Source organism: Desulfoprunum benzoelyticum, assembly GCF_014201505.1.
Taxonomy (GTDB): Bacteria; Desulfobacterota; Desulfobulbia; order Desulfobulbales; family Desulfocapsaceae; genus Desulfoprunum; species Desulfoprunum benzoelyticum.
The window spans coordinates 118,404-140,220 of record NZ_JACHEO010000008.1; the positions used below are offsets into that span (position 1 = coordinate 118,404).

Annotated in this window: 17 protein-coding genes and 1 pseudogene; all 18 read right to left on the bottom strand. The window is 52.5% G+C overall.

Features of this window, described 5'->3' with window-relative positions; all coding sequences use genetic code 11:
• Positions 1 to 46 precede the first annotated feature (46 nt).
• The gene (wecB, locus tag HNQ81_RS08805) at positions 47 to 1,204 is read right to left on the bottom strand and encodes a non-hydrolyzing UDP-N-acetylglucosamine 2-epimerase (RefSeq protein ID WP_183350498.1); all 1,158 of its coding nucleotides are present in this window, start codon (positions 1,202 to 1,204) and stop codon (positions 47 to 49) included.
• A gap of 23 nt (positions 1,205 to 1,227) precedes the next feature.
• Entirely contained in the window at positions 1,228 to 2,460 is a 1,233-nt protein-coding gene (locus tag HNQ81_RS08810) for a glycosyltransferase family 4 protein (protein WP_183350440.1), read from the bottom strand.
• The gene (locus HNQ81_RS08815; protein WP_183350442.1) at positions 2,457 to 4,319 is read right to left on the bottom strand and encodes an alginate lyase family protein; all 1,863 of its coding nucleotides are present in this window, start codon (positions 4,317 to 4,319) and stop codon (positions 2,457 to 2,459) included. The genes HNQ81_RS08810 and HNQ81_RS08815 overlap by 4 nt, the downstream gene beginning before the upstream one ends.
• Positions 4,320 to 4,379: 60 nt before the next feature.
• Positions 4,380 to 4,526, bottom strand: coding sequence for a hypothetical protein (locus tag HNQ81_RS08820; protein WP_183350444.1), 147 nt, complete (start codon positions 4,524 to 4,526; stop codon positions 4,380 to 4,382).
• A 19-nt stretch (positions 4,527 to 4,545) separates the two neighbouring features.
• Complete coding sequence (locus HNQ81_RS08825) at positions 4,546 to 5,637, bottom strand: glycosyltransferase family 4 protein (RefSeq protein WP_183350446.1); 1,092 nt, start codon at positions 5,635 to 5,637, stop codon at positions 4,546 to 4,548.
• 297 nt (positions 5,638 to 5,934) lie between these two features.
• Entirely contained in the window at positions 5,935 to 6,375 is a 441-nt protein-coding gene (locus tag HNQ81_RS08830) for a serine O-acetyltransferase (protein WP_221270849.1), read from the bottom strand.
• Between the two features lie 266 nt (positions 6,376 to 6,641).
• Complete coding sequence (locus HNQ81_RS08835) at positions 6,642 to 7,811, bottom strand: glycosyltransferase (RefSeq protein WP_183350448.1); 1,170 nt, start codon at positions 7,809 to 7,811, stop codon at positions 6,642 to 6,644.
• A gap of 66 nt (positions 7,812 to 7,877) precedes the next feature.
• Positions 7,878 to 9,170, bottom strand: a complete 1,293-nt coding sequence (locus HNQ81_RS08840) for an O-antigen ligase family protein (protein ID WP_183350450.1) — start codon at positions 9,168 to 9,170, stop codon at positions 7,878 to 7,880.
• A gap of 131 nt (positions 9,171 to 9,301) precedes the next feature.
• Positions 9,302 to 10,417 carry a Coenzyme F420 hydrogenase/dehydrogenase, beta subunit C-terminal domain gene (locus HNQ81_RS08845; RefSeq protein WP_240191818.1) on the bottom strand — a complete coding sequence of 372 codons (1,116 nt, stop codon included), beginning with the start codon at positions 10,415 to 10,417 and terminating at the stop codon, positions 9,302 to 9,304.
• Positions 10,418 to 10,486: 69 nt separating this feature from the next.
• Positions 10,487 to 10,675, bottom strand: a pseudogene (locus HNQ81_RS18120) (4Fe-4S binding protein); the annotation flags it as partial.
• Positions 10,675 to 12,183, bottom strand: coding sequence for a lipopolysaccharide biosynthesis protein (locus HNQ81_RS08850; RefSeq protein ID WP_183350454.1), 1,509 nt, complete (start codon positions 12,181 to 12,183; stop codon positions 10,675 to 10,677). The pseudogene HNQ81_RS18120 and the gene HNQ81_RS08850, both read right to left, overlap by 1 nt.
• Positions 12,180 to 13,601 carry a glycoside hydrolase family protein gene (locus tag HNQ81_RS08855; protein WP_183350456.1) on the bottom strand — a complete coding sequence of 474 codons (1,422 nt, stop codon included), beginning with the start codon at positions 13,599 to 13,601 and terminating at the stop codon, positions 12,180 to 12,182. Before HNQ81_RS08855 ends, HNQ81_RS08850 begins: the two co-directional genes overlap by 4 nt.
• On the bottom strand, positions 13,594 to 14,610 hold the full coding sequence (locus HNQ81_RS08860; protein ID WP_183350458.1) for a Gfo/Idh/MocA family protein: 1,017 nt from the start codon (positions 14,608 to 14,610) through the stop codon (positions 13,594 to 13,596). Before HNQ81_RS08860 ends, HNQ81_RS08855 begins: the two co-directional genes overlap by 8 nt.
• The gene (locus tag HNQ81_RS08865; protein WP_183350460.1) at positions 14,603 to 15,619 is read right to left on the bottom strand and encodes an NAD-dependent epimerase/dehydratase family protein; all 1,017 of its coding nucleotides are present in this window, start codon (positions 15,617 to 15,619) and stop codon (positions 14,603 to 14,605) included. The genes HNQ81_RS08860 and HNQ81_RS08865 overlap by 8 nt, the downstream gene beginning before the upstream one ends.
• Positions 15,616 to 16,800: a glycosyltransferase gene (locus HNQ81_RS08870; RefSeq protein ID WP_183350462.1), complete on the bottom strand. Its 1,185-nt coding sequence runs from the start codon at positions 16,798 to 16,800 to the stop codon at positions 15,616 to 15,618. The genes HNQ81_RS08865 and HNQ81_RS08870 overlap by 4 nt, the downstream gene beginning before the upstream one ends.
• 148 nt (positions 16,801 to 16,948) lie before the next feature.
• Positions 16,949 to 19,003, bottom strand: a complete 2,055-nt coding sequence (locus tag HNQ81_RS08875; RefSeq protein WP_183350464.1) for a polysaccharide biosynthesis protein — start codon at positions 19,001 to 19,003, stop codon at positions 16,949 to 16,951.
• Positions 19,004 to 19,047: 44 nt separating this feature from the next.
• Positions 19,048 to 20,568, bottom strand: a complete 1,521-nt coding sequence (locus HNQ81_RS17340) for a J domain-containing protein (RefSeq protein WP_221270853.1) — start codon at positions 20,566 to 20,568, stop codon at positions 19,048 to 19,050.
• Positions 20,568 to 21,815, bottom strand: coding sequence for a tetratricopeptide repeat protein (locus tag HNQ81_RS08885; protein ID WP_183350466.1), 1,248 nt, complete (start codon positions 21,813 to 21,815; stop codon positions 20,568 to 20,570). The genes HNQ81_RS17340 and HNQ81_RS08885 overlap by 1 nt, the downstream gene beginning before the upstream one ends.
• Between the last annotated feature and the right edge of the window lie 2 nt (positions 21,816 to 21,817).

Sequence of the window (21,817 nt, forward strand, 5' to 3'; positions counted from 1 at the left end):
ATATTTGGCATTCAGCTCTTACAAATACACGTCCATCCATCCACTCTCAAATCCCCCCAGCCTCAACAATCACCTCCACGATCCGGGGCGCCGTTTTTCCGTCCCACAACTCCGGCCGGGACGGCACCCGGCCGCGCTCCAGCATTTCCCGGCAGGCTTCCCGGATGCGGCGCACGTCGTTACCCACCAGCACGCTGGCCCCGCCCTGCTCCCGCAAGGTCACCGGCCGCTCGGTGTTCCACCGCAATGTCAGACAGGGGGTGCCCAGCACACAGCATTCTTCCTGCAAGCCGCCGCTGTCCGTCAGGACCAGTGCTGCCCCCATGTTCAGGCGAAGCAACTGATGATACCCCAAGGGTCTCAGCGTCACCACATTCCTGGCCGCTACCACCTTATCCCATAACCCAAACGCCTTGAGCTGCTTTTCGGTGCGCGGGTGGACAGTCCACAGCAGCGGCATGTCCCTGGCCAGTTCGTCAGTCAAAAAATCGACAATCTCACCAAGGATCTTCGGATCGTCGACATTGGAAGGCCGGTGGAGCGTCAGAAGGGAGAATATATCCTGCTCGCCGAAATCCGCTTTTGCACCCTGCCCCTCCATCCGGTTGCAACCGACGATATCCGCCACACGCAGTTCCTCCGCCTTGTGCCGCTGGGCTTCCAGCGTATCGATCATGATGTTGCCGACAAACCTGATCTTGTCGGCGGCCACGCCTTCCCGCCGCAGGTTGTCGCCCGACAGCCGGTCCGGCGTGAAGAGCAGGTCCGACAATCGGTCCGTGACCAGACGGTTCACCTCCTCGGGCATGGTCATGTCGCCGGACCGCAGGCCGGCCTCGATATGGGCCAGCCGCACGTGTTGCTTCTTGGCCGTGATCGAACAGGCGCAGGTGGCGTTCACATCCCCGACCACCACCACCCAGTCCGGTTTTTCCTGCCGAACCACCTTCTCAAAAGCGATCATCGTGTGGCCGACCTGCTCCGCATGGGTTCCAGAGCCGATCCCCAGGTTGATATCGGCCTCCGGAATGTTCAAGGCATCGAAAAAGGCCTTGGACATGCTGTCGTCATAATGCTGCCCGGTATGGACCAGAATATGGTCGATCCCGGCGCCATTCCCTTTGTTGGCATCCTCTATTGCCCTGACGAACGGGGCGATCTTCATGAAATTTGGCCGTGCGCCCACCACAGAGACGATTTTCAACGTTTTCAAAACAGTTCCTCTTCTCAGCTTTTATTCATTTCCAGGAAATCAACAAATTCGGTCGCCAACCTCTCCCGCGCAAAATGCCCTTCCGCCAGTCGACGGGCGTTTTTGCCGCCCTCCCTTCGTCGATCCGGGTCATTGGCCAACGCACAAAGGGCATCGGCAAAGGCCGATGGGTTGCGCGGCGGAACAGCAACGCCGCATCGATGCTCGCCGATCATTTCGGCCAGCCAGCCGGGGTAGTTGGTGACAACCGCCAGCCCGGTGGCGATGTAGTCGAAAAACTTGTTCGGGGAGGTGCCGTAATAAAAGGCCGGCACGTCATCGAGGATCATCATGCCCACATCCAGATGCCGCAGAACCCTGGCCAGTTCGGTCTTGGGAATGGGATCATAGAACCGGCAGTTGCCGAGGCCTTCCCGTTCCGCTCGCTGCCGCAATGCCGGTTTCAGCTTGCCGTCGCCGATGAACAGCAGGTGGATGTCGCCCCGCCCTCTCCTCTTCAGTTCGGTGGCGGCATCCAGGACCGCATCCAGGCCGTTGGCCAGGCCGTGCGCACCGGTGAAGACGCACCGCAGGCCCGTGCGCGGAATATCCAGGGGCAGATTTTCCCGTTCTTCCCCGTCCCTGACCGGCCGGAACAGGTCCAGATCGCAGCCGTTGGGGATCATGGCGATCTGTGCGCCGGGCGCGGAACGCCTGGCCATGCCCTCCCGGATTCCCGGCGACAACGCCACACCGGCGTGCATCGCCGTGTACGACATTTTTTCGAGCACGGACATGCCCAGGAGGACCGCCGGATTGGTAACCACCCCCATGGCCTTCGGCAATTCCGGCCATAAGTCCCGTACCTCGAAAACGAATTTTCTGCCCGGCTTGAGCACCCGCATCACAATTCCCGGGATGCCGGCAGTGAGGGGGGTGGAGGTGGCGAACAGCAGGTCATATTCCTCTTTCCAGGCTATGGCGCAGGATTTAAAGGCAAATTTGAGGAAGATCGCCGCCCTTTTCGGCAGGCTGTCGTAGTTCGAATATTTCAGGCAGATCTCAACCACGTCGATGCCATCCACGGTCCCCCGCCGCAGCCCATTGTCTCGGGAACCGGACAGGCCGGTATCGGCCAGGGCTCCGGAACCGCAGACCATGGTCACCCGATGCCCGCTCTGGACAAGCCTGCGGGCCATCTCGTAGGACCGGGTTCCGGTGGAGCCGGAAGGAGTTGAGAAGTGCTGGTGAAAATACAGGATGTTCATATCAGGATCTCCGTCGTCAATTGACGACAATCAGGCCCAACTTCGATTTCAAGAACAGGGATGGGAGTGCGCTCCTGGTAATACAGCGACTCCCATCCCTGGACGATCCGCACCGCGACCGGCTCGACATCCGTCGCAATCCGCAACGTCATCCGGGAACTGGCACAGACCAGACCGTCCAGCTTCCATTCCAGTTCCGGCCCCAGACGCCAGCGCAATACCGCCTTTTCCCTGAACCCGCCGATCCGGTCAGTCACGCGATATCCCCGCGCCCCGCCCCGCACCTCGCGCTGGTGGCGGCAACCCCGCCAATCGGTAAAGCCGGCCTTGACCATCGGGGCCTGTTCATCCACAGCCACCGCCAGTTCAGGCCAATGGCCGTAGAGGAATCGGCTCAACCTCGGCATCTGGTCATGGTCGTCGAACTGCACGGTGTTGTGTCCGGCGACGGAGGAAAAATACTCCTGCCAAGGAGGCGCGCAATTGTAGCTGTAGCTCCCCCCATCGCGCAGGAGGTTGAGGCCATCAATCGAGAGATCCACATGCATCAGGTCACACTGGCCTGGCCGGTGGCGGAAAAATTCGGGGCAGCGAAAGACGAGAGCCATCGGCCCGTTACGGAAAACGGCATAGCCACCGTGGCGGAAATGCCAGAATCGGGGAACCGTTGCCGCAGGATCCGCTGCAGCAGCTTGGGCCGTCACCGGCACCCCCAGGAACCCGGCCAACCCATCCCACGGCCCTTGCGGCAGCCAGGGCCTGCCTTCGACTACCATGCCGGTGGCCTGGATGGTGGGCCGAAAATCGAGATAATCGCAATCGGTGACGGGAAAAATCAGGGCGCCGTCGTTGGCCCCGAGGTTGGGGCAGCGCCCGGTGGAGTGGTCGCACAAGGCGGCCAGCCAGTTCCCGGCCCGCCGCACCCGGTCGAGCATGGCAGGGGAAAACTCGATCCCGTTGGCGCGGCCGAGTTGAATCGCCCACAGATAGACATGGAGCATGACCCGGTGGTAATTGACCGAGTGCTGGGAAAACGAGCCATCCTCATAGATCAGGTCCAGGGCCTGCCGTTCGAGCAGCCCCCTGCCCCTGGTAATCCATTTTTCCTCGCCGAAAAAAACACCGGCCGTGAACAACCCGGCCGCCTCGGAAATCCCATGGTTGTTGTTCTGGCTCAGGGCATAATCGATATTGGCCTCGATGCGCCGGGCGGACTCAAATACCATTGCAGCCAGCAGCTGTTGCCGCTTTCCGCCGGCATCCACATGGCCACCAAAGGCATAATAGGCGCTGACCAGGGCAAACATGCGGATCGCGATCTCCTGGCCGCACTTCCACTGCGCCCCGACATTGGGCGGGTTGTGAACAGCCCAGTCCTCCACCAGCCGCCAGAAGCAAGCTTCGGCCCGCGTTTCGGCCCCGGCGGCAGCGGCGGCAGCCAGGGGATAGACCCACCCGAAGCGGGACAACTCCCACAGCCCTTTGATATCGCCGGCGGCAAAATCGGGAATCTGCGACCAATGTGCCGTCCGCATCGCGGCCGGAACGGTATCGTTTTCGTTGAAAGGATTGGCGAACCAGTCCGGAGACTCTCCAACCCGAAGATGGTGGCGTGAAAAAAAGGTATGCACACCGGCCAGAATCTCACCGGCCCGGCCGGACAAATCGCTTTGCCATTGCCCCTGCCAGAACTTGCCGACCACGGCGGGCATCTCGCCGCCCCAGCCGCCACGCGGGGTCCTGCGCTCCCAATGCCCAATCCTGGCCCACAACGCCTGGCGCAACCGGAACACAGCCCACCCGGGGCCCAGCAGACGCAAAGTATGCAGCAATCCCCCTATTCGATCAATCGTCCGCATCAGCACTCAAGCTTTTGCCGCAACCGAAAATGTTTGGCTGCAACCTCCTCCGCCACGTGCTCACACCCCTTCAACTTCCACCACCCTTCCCTCTTTCGCCGAAGTCACCGCCGCAAAGCTGGCCAGCGTTACGTTCATCAACTGTTCGAAAGCAATCAGCGGTTCTCCCCCGCCAATCACCCGATCAACAAATGCATTGAACTGCACGCCAAGAATATCCGAGATATTAAAATGCCTTTTCGGTTAGTAAAGAATAATAATATTTTTCAGCGACAGTTTTGCTCAAATGTCTATGAAAATAGCGGTAACAGTTCCCTGACATCTGCTTCAATTGATTGTGGTCACCTATAATTTTGCTAATCGCTGTGACAAGAGAATCAACATCTTTAGCGGGAATTTTAAATCCATTGTCTCCATCTTGAATAAGATATTCCAAAGCTCCTTCATTGGTTGCAATTACGGGGAGACCAGCACGCATTGCTTCAATAAAGACATAAGGAAACCCTTCTGGATGATATGTTGGTAGTACCAATATATCAGCATTTTTATAGGCATTTTCCAGTTCAATTCCCTTAAGGAATCCGTTAAAACATACTATTCCGTGAGGAAGTTTTTGATTCCAAAAAATCAGTTCAGGTAGATCAGGTCCATCACCAACGACAGTAAGCCGGATATTATCTTTTTCAGCGGAAATTTTTTCCACTGCTGAAACCAGTTCGAAAATCCCTTTTTCTCTTGCAACTCTTCCTACAAAAAGTAAGTTCAGAACACTTTCCGTATTATTGCGATTACTAACGAGGATTTCATCTGTGGTAGAATAGTTGGCAAAGAGTCTGACTTCACTTGAAGTAAAAAGCCTGCAGAAGCCATCTAACTGAACTTTACTTAAAAAATGGAAAACATTGGCTTTCTTCAATAAAGGGTGGATAAACGTATTTAATTTTTTAGCAAAAAATGAATTCAGTAACGCAAATCTACCTCCATGAAAAAAAACATGTATTTGAAGCCCTTCTCTTTTCGGGAAAAAGACTAGAAGTAATAGCAACTTTATAAATGACGTAAGGTAAATAGATGTATTGACAAATACATAGTTGTATTGCCCCTTGTTAATTTTTCTGCGGAGTCGATATATATTATTAATAATTTGGAAAACATTTGCTTTATTATTACAGTGTGCTGACCCAACGTCATAAATTACCGAGTTTTTTAAACAAGAAAGAGATTTCAAATTCTTAACATGTGTGGCCACTCCACCAATATAATTGGTGTCTACAGAAGGGCCAATTACGCATACTTTTATTTCCTTAATCATACTCATTCAGAGATGGCTCCACTTATTTGAACTACAATTCTTAGTGCTTAAACAAAATATCTGTTTGATTTCACTCCTCAACATCCCTCATCTGATTGATAGTCTAGCCGCATTTTTTTTTTGCCAATTGAACTTCATGGTGATTGTCCTTTCCGTTTGCATGGGTCTATTATTGACGATCTCGTAAAAAGTCCAAAAATGGTCATGTTACTTAACATAACCTATTGAATTTATAAGGTGCTTTTTTCTTAAAATGAGCTTGTTACGAAACCATCATTATTAACAGGGAAAATTCGTTTTTGATTAGACGTAATCTGATTTTTTTATACCAGTTTTTCTGACTTTTGCAGGGATACCGACCACTAATGAATTAGGGGGCACATCCGTTACTACTACAGCATTAGCTCCGATTACTACATCGTCACCAATTGTGATGGGACCAAGAACCTTGGCCCCTGCGCCTACGTAGATATTTTTCCCAAGCGTTGGAACATTATACTTTTTCGAAGTTCCCCCAATCGTCACATTTTGATCAATATGGCACCCGTCGCCAATAACGACCCTCCCGTGAATGACAACCCCTAATCCACCATATCCAAGGACCACATGTTTCCCTAGAGTGGCGCTAGATGGGAGGTAACAGGAGAAAAAAAGCCGCACAAAATAAGTGATAAGTATTGGCAGCAAAGGAACATTTCTTTGCTCTAACCAGTGTCCAATGCGATAGCAAACAATTGGGCTCATAAAGTTCTTTGGCAAAATCGTAGTGGGGAGAAAGCATCGTGGTACTCGGATAAGCCTCGCAGTAACTTCGTGCAAATTCTTCCGCTATCCACAACGCGCACTTACTCCTCCGGATTGTCTTTCCGATTATTAACTTTTTACTGCAACGCCATCGTCGGCCTGCTCATAGGTGTTTTGAGTGACCTAATCATCAAGATTCTCAATCTATATGCTTTTCCCCCTCAACACTTCAAGTTTAGGCGTGGTTTATTGTTGCAAATTCGAATTTATAACCATCCCATTCTTATGTCTTCAAATAATTTGACCATGGCGTCGGTTCGTTTTTCTATCCGGAAATCTTCTGCGCGAATCTGCCCTTTTTTGATAGCACGAGCTGCTTCCTCTGGCCTGCGATTCAAAATTTTCAACACAGCCTTGCGTAACACCTCAGGATCGTCCGGTGGTACCATCACAGAATCCGTGCCTGCTAGTACTTCGGGGATGCCCTCCACATTGCTAGCCACCACAGGCAATCCAGTAGCCATCGCTTCGGCTAGAATAAGACCAAACCCTTCGGTGCGCGTGGGATGCACCAGGATATCACTGGATGCCATCAAGCGAGGAACATCTTTGCGATACCCAAGGAATTTCACTCGGTCGCGCCAGGATGCCTCGGCAACTTGTCGCTCTATCTGTTGGAGCATCTCCTGCGTTCCACTTGCTCCCAGGTACGGTTGACCGACATATAACAGAAAGAGATTCTCCTTTTCCAGGATAGGGCTCAAGGCGTTCAAAAGTGTATCAATCCCTTTGTAAGCAACAAGACGCCCTACATAGATAGCTAAACGTGCATTACCCGGAATTCCGAGATCCTTGCGTACCTCATATCTGTCAGGGACTACATCGAAGCTATCGTCGGGAATCGCGTTATATATTCTCCGCGTGTATAGAGGTGAAGTCCTGGAATATTCAACCCAACAATCGGTAACATAATCGGATATCGCATAAAACCGAATTCGCTTGTTACATCTAACAGAAAAGCGCCAGAACATCTGTTGTAATGAATTGTGAAGTTCACGGCGGTAAACATGATGCAATCCCGCCACATGCCTAGCTCGCGTGCCTTGCGTCGCCCAGGAGGCTATCACGGTCGGTGAGATCATTGAGGTCTCAACGATATCGTACCCTTCATCCCGGATCATCCGCCGCAATTTCAAAATCGCTGGAAACATGCTCGTGATTGGAGGATGGATTTTCATACCAAGGAAATGCACGGCAGGGATGCCCTTGCGCAGCAAGGCTTCTTTAGCCTCGAGGACGCCTGACATATTCTCTGTGTACATACTTAATATATCTGAATGTATGCCTCTCTTGTTGAGTTCCTCTGCCAGTTCCACTGCCAGCCGCTCTGCACCGCTCAACCGGTAGAACTGTGTCATAAATATTAAAACTTTCATTTTTTTCCCTATGTCATAATTCTGGTTAGACATTTAGGGAAACCAACATTATCATTTGCAATGAGTTCATATCTTCCGGTTTCGCCTATTTAATTGAATACAATCTTTAACATTGAAAGTTGCATACACAATTGATGGCCAAAGAATAAAAATGGCATTTCCGATTGTATGGAAATAAAACAACAGATTAAATAATACAAATATTGAAAGAGCAAGAGACAATCTAAACATCGTGGTTGAATACTGATCATGAAAATATTTTGAATATTTTTTCTTCGCCAGAAAAACAATACGATATAGACTCATCCAAAACAAAACAAATGGGATTGAACCGATGAGGCCTAAATCGGCAGCAACACTCAATATGCTGTGCGCGTTGCCACCGACATTCCAACCTCGAAGTTGTTCCTTAATTACTAACACATGAGACCCAAAACCAATACCCCATATGGGATTGTTTATAAACTCACGGATACATATAATACCCATAACATACCGTGCATTACCGGATGCAATATTTTCAATTTTAACCTGGCGTTGATATTTTAATAGATATTGATCCGTTAAAAATTTTCCTCTCTCCGTCTCAATGGCAATAAATATCGTCATGCAGGTAAGTATCAACAAGATTGCTATTATTATCTTAAAACGAAAAGTCCCATAGTATAGTGCAAGAATTAATAGGCCTCCCAATATACCAAGAATGCCTGTAATAGAGAAAGTAAATAATATTAAGAATATAGATGACAATAAGTACGGAATTAAATACCACGATTTTAATCCATTCTGAAAAATAAGAATATAACTTAGAAACACGCATGGAGCCAAGCCACTAACAAAATCAATCTTGTCGTTATGAAATCCACGTACCCAGAAAAAGCTACCAATACCCTTTTCGGCAAAACCACCGCTCATAAGTGAATGTCCTAAAAAAAATTCGTACCATCCGCTGAGCAATGGAATTAAGCCAAGAAGTAATATGCATAAAATTACTGTTTTTTTATCACTTGTTGTTACCTCCCGAGACAATACATTCCCAATAAAAAATAGCCATATGATATTCGCACCATCTGTTATCAAGGTTAACAGATAATTGTCGTTGGCTTTTCCCAAAATTGAAAAAACTAGAAACGACAATATGCATGATAAGTAGAACAATAAAAGCCATTTAATTGAGCGATAAAAAAAGGTATTCCTGTCGATTTTTACATGAGGAGCAGTTAGAAAAATTCCAATTATAATGGCAAACTGTCTTGGGGTAGCGAAGCCTTCTTCCCCATAGTAAAGAACAATTGGATCATTGATCAGGGTAGCCAGATGATATATCAATAAAGCCAATATTCCTTTATTAGGAAACATAATGAACTCAGTAAATTAAAAAATCTTTCGAAAAATATTTTTACAATTCAACTAAAGCTTCGCAACAAACATTCTTTTAGCGAGAGTGCTTTTATAAAAACAATCTCAGTATAATCCAAACTACAAATATTTTATTTTCTTACATTTGTTCCTAGCATCTGCAAAAATAACTTGGCAGCTTTGATTGCAACGGTATAGCCAGGAATTGTAGCGGGAAAGTAGTAAAGAAAATGTCCGGTCTTTTCCATTGTTGCCGGATGATTGAGCAAAAACCGCCGACGCCAGCCTGTTCTTGCCCAGAATGTCAGACGATATTTCCAGATCCAGAAGGGTACCAATCGCTTAATGAACCTTTGCAATAGCGTCGCCGGGTCATAGTCGAATTCGGGTGCAGCATCGCCCCTCTCTTTAAGCCAAGCATTGCGTGCAATCGCTGGCAGCAACTTACTGCGAGTAATACCTTTGATGACACACTCCTCAACCTGCGCCAGGGTTAATTCCTGGATTTGGATCATATCACTCATTTGCGCAGATTTGATGGCCAATTGGCCTTTTAATGTCCGACAGACTATGACTGTCTCATCGATTCCTCCGTGGTGGATGTCCCCCATCGTAATATCAGCGAGCCAATTGCCCCCGTCGGGGCATAGGAAACATCGATGCAATGAAAAATGAGGAACCGCAACATCCAAACAGGCATATAGCGGCTTCTCTACAGTAGTACCGTCTAGGAACTCGAAGGAAGCGCTCCCTGGATAGGGTCCATCACGCCATGCTTTAAACTTGGCTTCTCCCGGATACTGAATTCCTAATGTGGCTGCAATGCTCGTGATGGAGTCGTAGCTTTGGATTTGTCCACAAAAGAGCCCAAGAGCCAACACAGTGCTTTCACGCAATTTGGCAATGCGCTCGGTTGCGCGCACCCACCCTCCAAGTTGGCATGGTGTCACTGTCATAGCGATACGCCTAGGTCTCTTGCGCAATTCCGGAATAAGGGTCGCCAGCATCGGCACAGGGCCATACTTGCTCATCATTGAGTCCCGGACAACCTGAGGATCACCGGTCAGTCGCGCAACTGGCCGTTCGTTATCCATCCCGATAACCGCGACCTCATCGACCTGCCTCGTTTCGAGCAGATGAAGCAGCAAAGAGGTAGCTACTCCCCCTGAAGCAGATTTTTGACGTATTTCAGGGTCGGTCGAGTGTCCCATCAGATACAGTCGTGTTGGGCCGCGATCTTGGACCATGCGGGTCCCACCAAAGCAATGTTGCTCTGCCCACTGAACTACTGGGTAGCCTTGTCCGGGGCAGACCGCAAGGCACAACCCGCACTCCGTACACTTGGAATCGTCCATCACTGGCTCATGGGACTTGAAAATGTCGATGACAAGCGCACCTGTAGGACACACTCCCACACACGCCCCACAACCGCAGCAAAGATGTGTGTTAAGCACTTCAACCCGAAGGCCGTTGCAATTGGCTCTTTTTTTGTTGTCGTACCCCATCAGCTTTGCCTCATCTCAGGTCTCGATAGTGCATTACGGGATACAGCAAGCGTAATAATGTCTTTTATCTCTCCAATCCTTACATTCGCAAACAACAAATAGCATGTTGAAAAGGCGATAAAAACAAAGGTTGAAACCACCAGCCCATCCGAAAAAAAACCATTCCTAAGTACCGCACAGATTATTGTTAACCCAACTCCAAACTTGTAACTAATTGGAGGTGAAAATCCCTTACCAAAACTGTTCCTCACAAAAAGAATTGAAAGCATATTTGCGCACACTACTCCTGCAATTTTAGCACCAGCAATTGCCAGTACTCCAAATGATTTAATAAAGAGGAGAGTACATACAATTTGTAATAAAATCTGAAAAAAACTCACAGTTAAGCGAAAAGTGTTTTTTTCAAATGACGTTAGAATTGGAGTATTACCAAAATGCAGCGACGTGACTACATATTGGACACTAAACAACGAAAGGAGGTAGTCATACGACGAATATGAACGACCAAAGAGAGAAAGCAAATCACCGCTAAACGAAATAAGGAACAAAGCCGCTCCAGTCATAAAAAAAGAACCTAACCTCTGAAGTAATGCATATGTTTTTTGTACAGCATCCATTTTTCCTGAAGCCAGCAGTGATGAAAACATTGGAACCAATGTCGTCCCCAATATCTGAGGAACAAGCCCTATCAGTGAACTAAGGCTGATCACTGCCTGGTACATACCGAGACCTTCCACATTTTGTATAGAAAGGATGACCATGCGGTCAAAGTTGCCGTACATAAAAGTGAAAACAGTGGCCGTCATGGCCGAGAGAGAAAATGCCCAAAAACCTGGAGGGAGAAACCAACCCGGTCGCATTGTAAATCGTGGATCGCGTAAAATGCCAACCGCGCTAATGACGGCAGCTGCCATGTATCCAATCAGAAAGCCCCCCAGAATACATGGCATTCCATAATCAACTAGAATCTCGCGGTTGAAGAAAAACAGGACTGTGACGAGAGGCAGTAAAATCAGCCGCATCATCTGGCGAGCGATCGCTGTTACCTTGATGAGCATCAAACCGGCGGCAGCGTTAGCGAATGTTTCCGTCGCGACGATCACAAGTGACAAAAGCACGAACCAACCGTAGTTGCGCATGTCGAATTCTCGCTGCAACAAGAACTCAAAAGCCTTGGGATACAGCCAGAACAGCCCGAGCACCGCGGCCATCGCGATTATCAGGATTAACAGGTAAGAAAACACGAACCGCCCACGATCCTCGGCCTGGGTAATCTTGGGCATGAAGACTGATAGAACTGGAGCACCTCCATAGACGACGAAGGTCGTGATGACGCTAATTAGGATCTGCGCCAGAGCGTACATACCCAGTACAGCTGGACCGACTCGGCCTAGCATGAGCGCTATTAGAAACGCAGCCGGCATGCCCAGGACGTTCATTACAACCAGCCACTTGGCTCCTTTGATACTGCGTTTCTTGATTTCGGACGTGCTGAGGAAATCGGTCATTTTTTGTTTCCCCGCAGCATCGAGCGGATGCGACCGTACAGGTCCACAGGATAGAAAGCCAGCCGAGCCTTGGTGGTACATTTGTAATAGAGGTATAGGCCCCAACTCCTGGGTGGCCACCAAGAAGTGATTTTCACAGTCTCGGGAGAATCCACGTAAATAAACCGCTTTGTCACGACGCGAACGGTCCTATTACAAACCTTTGCATCGATCTTTGCAGGGTCCATGATTAAACCGGTCAGAAATTCGAACCATTGGGCATTCCAGTTCATAGAGGCCGCCACATCCTCCCATACAATGCCACCGGTATTACGCCGAAGGTGTCCAGTGTCGTTCTTGCCAACAAAGCCAGGATAGGAGCCGTTAGCATGCGCACGGCTCAATATTGACTGTATCGTGTCCTCTGGCAAAGCACGATCCCCAATTAATGTCTTGACCTCATGTAGACCTAGGAGTGTCATACCGGCCCCGGCAACAAATTGCGGATTTTTCTCGATCTGGCCACGCCAAGCCGTGTGATAAAAGAGCCTCGTCTCGGGATCACGCATAGCCAGGATATACTGGCTTTGCGCACGAATGATTTCGGCAAAACGATCATCCTGGGTTACTTGATAAAGCGCCCAGAAACCTCGCAGGGACAGGCCGGTATAGAGAGTCACATAATTATCAGGCTCTCGCTGTCTTGAAGTGAACTGATAGGAAAACCCGCCAGGCGCCATCCACTCGGAAGAAGGATCGTCAGCGATTGTTATTTGCCCGGCAATGATTTTGTCGTTAACAATCTGCGTGTAATTCCAGCGCTCAATCAACCATTCGCCTACACGAAGTGCCCAATCCTTGAATTCAGTATCACCTGTCGTCTGGTAAATTGCCAAAAGAGCTTCAGCCGCCATAGTATTAAAATTGACGACGAAACGGTCTACGTTCGGACTGAAAAAATCAATCTCTGTAAATTTGAACGCTCCTTCGCTCTCAATCCATAAAACATCTAACCAATATCGACGAATATGATCAGTCGTTATTCGTATATATTTCTCACGTCTTTTTTGATCTACAAGACCAGCTATCGACAAGAGAGCACAGATCCCTAGGGCGCAACTGACCAAGGACTGAAAGCGCTCATCCTCATGGCCTGTATGGCGAAATTTTCCAGTTTGTGGATCGTACCGACTGGCAAGCAGGTCAGCGGCCAACGTCATGGATTCGCCCCAGCGCTGTTCTCTGCTTTTGCGATAAAGGTTTCCATAGCCACGGATCATAGCAGATTGGGTCCAGGCGGTATCGTGAACTCGCTCCATACGTTTGGCCTCGGTGCGATGCACCACATACCCGTTGTAAGCACCGTACACATCACGCCATGTTTCAAGCCATGCAATCAGTTTACTAAGGGCAGTAATGATTGTGCCTTGTTCAATCATGATGTGACACATTCTCGGTTGAGAGCATGGACTGTACCACCGTCATGACAACTTCGGCCTCAGCCGAGCCGGTTTCTGGCCTCTTCCCTTTTTCGATACAATCCGCGAATTCTATGAACTGCGTCATACTACCGCTCGTGCCGCGAGGCCGATACGTCTTGCGCCTTCCTTCCTTGTGTACAATAGAGAGCACCTTCCCATCAGTAGCTAAGCGGCCTTCCTCAAAGAAAATTTCTAATAAAATGTGTTCGGGGGAGGAAAAACTAGTACAGACCGTGGCACGCACTTCCCCAGGAAAGATAAGCGCTACAGTATCCCAGTCTGAATTGTCTAGGCGGGTGGGGATGTTGCGCACCCAACCTTGCGACGCCAGAGGTGAACCCAAGAGATAGGCTAGGACATCCAACAGATGAACACCAAGTTGCTCCATGCTTCCCCCAGGACAGGATTTAACGTCCCGCCGCCAATCATGTCGAGATCTGCGGTCCAGTGTGTATACACCTTGAGTGAACAATGGACGCCCAAGCATACCTGTCTCAACGATACGTTTTATTTCGCGAAAAACGGGATCGCGACGCATTTGGTGGCCAACTTGCAAGATAACCTGCTTGTCGTTGCAGTACTGCCCAAGTTCCCGGCAATCACTCGGATCAGAAGCTAACGGTTTCTCTATTAAAATATGTTTCCCTGCATCAGCGACAGCCAAAACCAACTCCTTATGGTAAGGATTGGGTACAGTGATACAAACTGCCTGAATGGCAGGTTCCGCCAGCAGGTCGACGATTCTGTTATAGCATTTTGTCTTGTACCGGCTGGCAAATTTGCGGGCCGTCTTTTCTTGAATGTCATACACTCCGTGGATCGTGAATCTATTGCTCCGCATGATGTTGACGGCATTAGACGCTCCCCATCCACCAATGCCGATAAGACCTACACCAATAGGTCCACGATTGGCCTTCAACTTAAATCGATTATAAAGGGATTGAGCTAATCGTTTTGGACTACGCATTTTTGACCAATGGAAGATAATTTTGGGTTGTAATCTCTTGACCGATGCATTCCGCTAGGCCGTCTTTCAATTTTATACTTGGCTGCCAACCGACGCAGGTACTCAGTTTCTCAGTACTGTAAAGAAGCCGCCTTGTCTGAAAGTAGAATTGGGCCATGCTGTAGCCATTGGGAAGTGCACGAAACTGACCTCGAATTACGCGAACGAACATGCGCACCGCATTCAGCACTAGAAAGCCACTCACGCCTATCCGCCATGGCTGAAATCGCATGAGGCCAAGTACAATTTTCTTCCTGTTTAATTCCCACAATGGAGGTTGCTCGTCATCCACAACGAAGTATATCCCTGCGGCCTCTGTCTTGGATGCCGCAAGGTATAACGCATCTAGAAAGTTGTCGACATGCACCAAGGGCACGCGAAGGTAAGGGTCAACCAACACACCCCGCCGAAGCCACGTCTGCTTTTTACCTAGCCAACGATGGCCGTAGATCAAACCCGGCCGGAGGATAACCAAACGGATTTTTTCTTCCTTAGCTCTATTCTGCAAGGCTTGTTCGGCTAGCAATTTGCTTCGGCCATATAATTCACCTGGAGCAAGTCGGGGCTCCGCATCCTCTTTCAACGGGTTATCATCCGTCCGATTCCTATACCCCAGAGCGGCCACGCTGCTGACATAAATAAAACACGTCACCCCTTTTTCGACAGCCTGATCGAATAACTGCAAGGGCCATTCAACGTTAATCCGCAGGAACTCCTCCCAGGTACCCTCGCTGCCCGTCTTGCCTGCACAATGCACTAAGATATCGCTCGGTAACAAGGTAGCCGCCAACTTTTCATAGGTGTAGCATGATTTTCCGGTAACTTTCTGGTCGATAAGTTGTCTTCCAGAACGGATCACACCAAGGACGTTTTCTCCTCTTAGGTCGAGACCCTTGCAAAGTTCGCCACCGAGATATCCGTTGGCTCCTGTAATGATCCAGCGTCTTTTCATGAACTGGCGTTCACTCATGCTTCTTCCAAAGCCCCAGAGCCTGACATTTTAATGGCCTCAAGCGTGAATCTTCGCCAGGTGAAACGTTCCTGCACATCTTCCCGAGCGTACCGTGACATTGCAGCATAATCTTTGTCATTGAGGGAAAGGATCGAGTAGATTTTTTCAGCTATGGCTGAAGCACTGACCTTACTTACCACACCTCCGGTCTGCCCGTCGCGGATGATCTCTCCCGTGGCCGTGAGGATACGTCGCCCATCACCGGCGAAACCGACTGCCGGAGTTCCCGAAGCAAGGGATTCCAAATAAACTTGTCCAAACGATTCAATTGTGGTTGGTAAGACACAAACTCGACTTATTGCATAAAAGCCAGGAAGCATTTCATGCTGAGTTCCGGCGAATACAAGCCGATCAGCAATGCCGATACTACTAGCATAGCTCTGTAATCGTTCTTTTTCTGGGCCGCTACCGACGAGAACAAGCTTTGCCCTTACTTTTAACAAGGAAAAAGCATCCATCAACATAGGAATGTGCTTTGCGCATGAAAGTCGCCCGACATAAAGAACGATGGTCTCGTCTTTTCGTAAACCATATTCTCTCTTTATAGTCTCAAAATATCTGGCACCATTTTCTGGAGAAAAAAAATCGGTATCCACGCCAGGTGAAATAACGTTGCAATCGCTCGACTTTTTGGGAAAATCTGCCAATAATTGGCTCCGCATATTCTCGCTAAAGGTAATGGCCGTTGATTTTCTGGCCAATTCCCGCTCTAAATTAGAGGAGGTAAAGTAGGCCAAAGGCCATAACCCCAACAGCATTAATCTTCGCTTAATTGCCAAACCATGTGTCTGAAGAAAAAGACCTCTACAATTCATTCTGGCATTGGTCGGGTATATTTGGAGCAATGGACCAGAGTAACCACTACGCCGGATGCCCAAACCAACACACGCTGAACGAGACCAGACCGCATTGGGATGAAACTCACCCAACACTGCGGGAATAGCTATCTGGGTAGTTGCCACTTGGCTAAGAAACTGGGCATGAGGCCATCGAACAGGTTTAAAAGGGCAACGGATAATTTCAATCCCTTCATGAACCATCTGCAAAGGTTCATTTGGCGAATACTGAAAACAAAATATCTTGACATGATGACCTAATTTGACAAGTTCACGCCCAATAAAGCGAAGTGAATTTTCCACTCCACCAATGCGTGGATATGCTGAGCTGTTGGCAATAAGTATGCGCATTAGTTTAGAAAAAACTGTGAAACATTCTTTTGTTTATCTGGTATTGTTGATGTTTTTACTAAAACCACTATATCTGAAAGTGCTGTGCGTTTTTCTTTTTTCAATTACGTATTACTTTCGCTTTTGTGTTGACCAACCCGAAATTGGATCCTTTCTCCGAATACGGCCTATATTCCGGGATAATCTGCTTCAAAATTCCCTTAATCCCCCCCGCATCATGCAGCCCGGCAAGGTTAAGCAGTTCTTCGAACATCCTCTCCCGATCGGTAAAGCATATCCCGTCACTCCCCAGCACCATGATCTTTTGATGGCCGGTGGGGACGATCCCCTCGCCTTCGGTGATCAGTTCCTCATAGAGCTTTTCGCCGGGGCGCAGGCCGGAGTAACGGATCTTTATATCGACTTCCGGTTCCTTGCCCGCCAGGCGGATCATGTCCCGGGCCATCTGGTCGATTTTGACCGGCTCGCCCATCTTGAGGAGGAAGATCTCGCCGTCGCCGCCCATTGACCCGGCCTGGAGGATGAGCTGGGCCGCCTCCTCGATCGACATGAAATAGCGGGTGATCTCGGGGTGGGTGACGGTGACCGGGCCGCCAAGCTCGATCTGGCGCTTGAACAGCGGCAGCACCGAGCCGGACGAGCCGAGGACGTTGCCGAAGCGCACCGCCATGAACCTGGTGTCGTGGTGTGGCGCTTCGGCCCGGTACGGCGCCGGTTCCGCCGTCTCCGGCACCCGCCGCCAGGCCGGGCTGAAGCCGCCGTCCCAGCTGTTGCGGGCATAGGCCAGCATCAGCAGTTCGGTCAGCCGTTTCGAGGCCCCCATGACGTTGGTCGGCCGCACCGCCTTGTCGGTGGAGACCAGGACGAAGCGCTCGACCCGGTGGCGGATGACCGCCTCGATCAGCAGCTGGCTGGCGAAGATATTGTTGTACACCGCCTCCCAGGGGTTGTTCTCGACCAGGGGCACATGCTTGTAGGCGGCGGCATGGAAGACGACCTGCGGCCGGTGGCGGCTGAAGACCATGTCGAGCAGGCGCACGTCCTGGACCTTGCCGAGCACCGGCACGGCATCGGCGACCTGGTATTCATGGAGCAGTTCCATCTGGATGGCGTAGAGGTTTTCCTCGCTGCTGTCGAACAGGATCAGCCGGGACGGGGCGAAGCGGATGATCTGGCGGCACAGTTCGGAGCCGATCGAGCCGCCGGCCCCGGTGACGAGGATCGTCTTGCCCCGCAGGGTGTCGCCGATTTGGTCCTGGTCGAGGGTCACCTCCTCCCGGCCGAGCAGATCCTTGTACGAGATATCGCGGATCGACGACACCGACACCCGGCCGTTGATCAGCTCGCCGAGGCCGGGCAGCACCTTGTACGGCAGGCCGGTCTGCTGGCACAGCTCGACGATCCGCTTCATCTGGGGCCCGGTGAGGGTGACGATGGCGATCAGCAGTTCGTCGGCCCGCGTCTGGGCGGCGAATTCCGGCAGGTCGTCGACCCCGCCGAGCACCGGGATGCGGTGGATCCGCAGCCCGGCTTTGGCCGGATCGTCATCGACGAAGCCGACCACCTCGTAGGCCAGGGTGGGGTTGTCGTCGATCTCCCGCGTCGCCTTCTCGGCCGCGTCACCGGCGCCGATCACCAGCAGCCGTTTGCGGCGGACGCCCCTGTCCTCCCGCCGCAGGCACTTGCGATGCAGGGCCATGCGGATCGAGGCCCGGCTGCCGCAGATGAACAGGATGGTGAACACCGCGTCCATGATGAACACCCCGCGCGAGAAGCCCTGGAAGCGATTGGCCAGGGTCATGATCATGAAAATGACCGACGACGCCACCAGAGCGGCGCCGACGATCCGCTGCAGGTCGCGGAAGCCGGTATAGCGCCACATGCCGTTATAGAGGCCGAACAGGTAGAAGATCGGCAGCTTGATCCCGAGGATGAGCAGCAGCACGATGGTATAGTGGTTGGTGCCTTTGGCCAGATGCAAGGCGTCGAAGCGCAGGTAGCGGGACAGGAAATAGGCTACGACCAGCAGGGCGACATCGGTCAGCAGGATCAGCCAGAAATTGAGACTGGTGCCCCGGCGCCGCAGCTGCAGGAGGTGCTCGCTGACCTGGGACAGGAACAGCGACTTGAATTTTTCGAAGGTCCGGGCAGTCATGAGATTGCAGCTTTTATGATGAGGGGGAAGGACATCTGAATCTCTCACTGGTCGAAGGTGTAGGTCATTTTCTCGATATGGAACGAGGTGTCGTTCCGGGTGAGCTGGAAGTCGATCTTTCCAGCGCCATGAACGGCAGCGGCGTTTTTGTATTTCAAATCTATGGTGAACCGGCCGTTGATGGTGATTTGGCCGGGGGTTGGTTGCTGCCAGCGTTGGGGGGTGATGTGCAGGTTCAGGGTCTCCGTTGCGGCGAAGAGTTTGGTGTAAGTTGGGATCAGGTTGGTTATGGGGGTGTTGTTCTCGGTCGCGTTGGCGGTGAAGAATTGTTGGAATTTGAATAGGTTCCTGGCGCCGTAGGCTTGGGTGTAGGCGGCTAGGAAGCGGTTTAGTTGGTGTTGGAGTTGGGGCTCGGTAGGTGGTGACGGATTGTCGGCGAGTTGTGCCGGGGAGCTCTTCATGGCCGGTTTAAGATCTCTCCCTGCGGTCGAGATGACAGCGGGGGTAGGTCGTGATGACAGTGTTCGTTGTTCCCGGTAGGGCGAGGGCCGCGAAGCCTCCCCCGCTGTCATTTCGACGCGAAGCGAGAAATCTTGTGTTGCCGAGGATGACTGAGCCGGGGTTGGTCGCGATGCGACAGCCGGGGTTGGTTGCGATGGTTGGGGGATTGGCTTTGTTGCCAGTTGAGGTTTGGATTGGGCTGTTTGCGGTTTTGGGGGTTCTTGGGGGTTGTTGAGGGTTGGGGGGTTCTCTAGGGCCAGTGGGTTCTCCGTGGCGGGTTTAAGATCTCTCCCTGCGGTCGAGATGACAGCGGGGGTAGGTCGAGTTGACGGAGGAAGAGAAGGCTCCGTTGACTGAGCGGGGGTTGGTTCCGACAAGGCTGCGGGGGTTGGTTGTGATGATGCAGCGGGGGTAGGTCGAGATGACGGAGGCAGTGAAGGTTCCGTTGACTCAGCAGGGGAAAATTGTGACGAGGCGACAGCGGGGGCAGTTGGGGCAACAGTGGGGGAGGTAGAAGCGAAATTCCCCCCATTTTTCTCTTTTTTTGCCGCCGCGGCATTGACCGCCCGCTCCAGTCGCATCTTCTCGGCGAAGGTCAGGGTCGTTGGTTCCGGCGGGGTGCGGCGGGCGGTGGGTGGAGGCACGAAGGCCACCCCGCCGTCGTGCAGGGTGCTGAGCATTATTCGCCGCGAGTAGACCTCGGAGATCACCAGGCAGGCGACGACCAGGATGCCGGCGATCAGCGCCAGGCCGAGGACGGCCCGCAGCGGCAGGCGCCGGCCGAACAGCCGCCGTTTCCGCTTGTTGCGGCTGGTTGGCGGGGCCGATGGGGCGGACGGCCGGGTCGGGGCTGTCGGCCGGGCCGGGACAGTCGGCTCTTCCCCGTCGATGATCGCATGGTAGGCCCGGGTGATGCGGATGAACTCCTCGGTGTTGGCCGCGCCGGAACTTCCGGCGCTATCGGGGTGGTAGCGGCGGCTGAGCCGGCGGTAGGCCCGCTTGACCTCGTCGTCGCTCGCATCGGGTTGCAACCCGAGCACGGCGTAGTGGTCAACGGCCCGCATCACTGCGCCTCCACCACCGGCGTGGCATGGATCTCGCCGGTTTTGGTGATCGTCAGCTGCCGCAGCCACAGGTCGCCGGCGATCAGGTTGTCGAGGTGGTTGCTGCGGTCGCGCCGCACCCGCACCTGGACGGCCCGGCAATCGGGGGGAACCTCGAACGGCAGCGTCAAATCGGTCCATGGTTGGCTTACGGCGACGATTTCCGACCGTACCGGGGCCATCGGGCATTGGAACCCGGCGACCTCGAGGTAGGGGCGCTGGTCGGTGGTCAGCCCCTCGCTTTTGACCTGGGCGGTGAGGCGATAGCGGTGGCCGGATTCGAGCGGCACGATCTGGCTCAGGTGGCGAAAGCCGAGGTTGTTCGTGCCCGAAAAGTGCAGCCGCATCGCCTGCCCCTTGCCGTCGCCGGCCGCCTCGATCCGCCAGGAGCTGCCCTTGGGGGCGCTGATCCGCCAGTCGAAGGCGGTGTTGCCCGGTTCCCGGGCGAAATCGCCGTTGGTGAGCAGCGTCGCACCGTTGAAATACCGGCGCCAGATCGGCGCCGCATCGGTCAAGCGCTCGTGGTTGATCAGACTGGTGAGGAAGGCCAGGACCTCGGGACGATGATTGTCGACCCCCAGCTGCTCTATCTCCGGCCACCAGGCCAGCGCCGCCTCGGTCCGGCCGGTCCGGGCCGCATGGCTGAACAGGTGGACGACATTGGCCTGGCCGACCTGGGCCAGCAGCGCGGCCGGCTCGGGCCACAGCCCGAAGGCCAGCTTCAGGGCGTTGTCGCGCTGCGCCGGGATCTCGGCGATGATCCAGGCCAGATCTTGGCTGAGGATGTCGCTATCGCCCAGCTGGTAGGCCAGCAGCGCCTTGTCCCAGCGCCAGCGGTTGATCCCGGCGGCGAGGCTGTCGACATGGCGCAGGATCGCCGTCGCCTCGGCCGTCCGCCCCCGGTCGTTGTCCAGCTCGGCCAGGCCGAGCCAGGCCGGGAGGTAGAGCGGGTTGTGGACCAGGGCCCGGCGGTACAGCCCCTCGGCCGCCTCCGTCTGCCCCTGCAGCTGGTGCAGCTGCTTGCCGTGCCAGGTCAGCAGGAACGGGCTGCGCAGGGCGTCGAGCATCGCCGCGGCGGCGCCGGCGTCGCTGTATTCGGCCTGCTCCGGCAGGGCGATGCGCAGCTGCACCGCCGCCAGGGCCAGCAGGGCGAGGAAGGCGCCGAGCCGGAGGAGGCGATGGCGGGAATGGAGCGGGACGGCGGCCACGG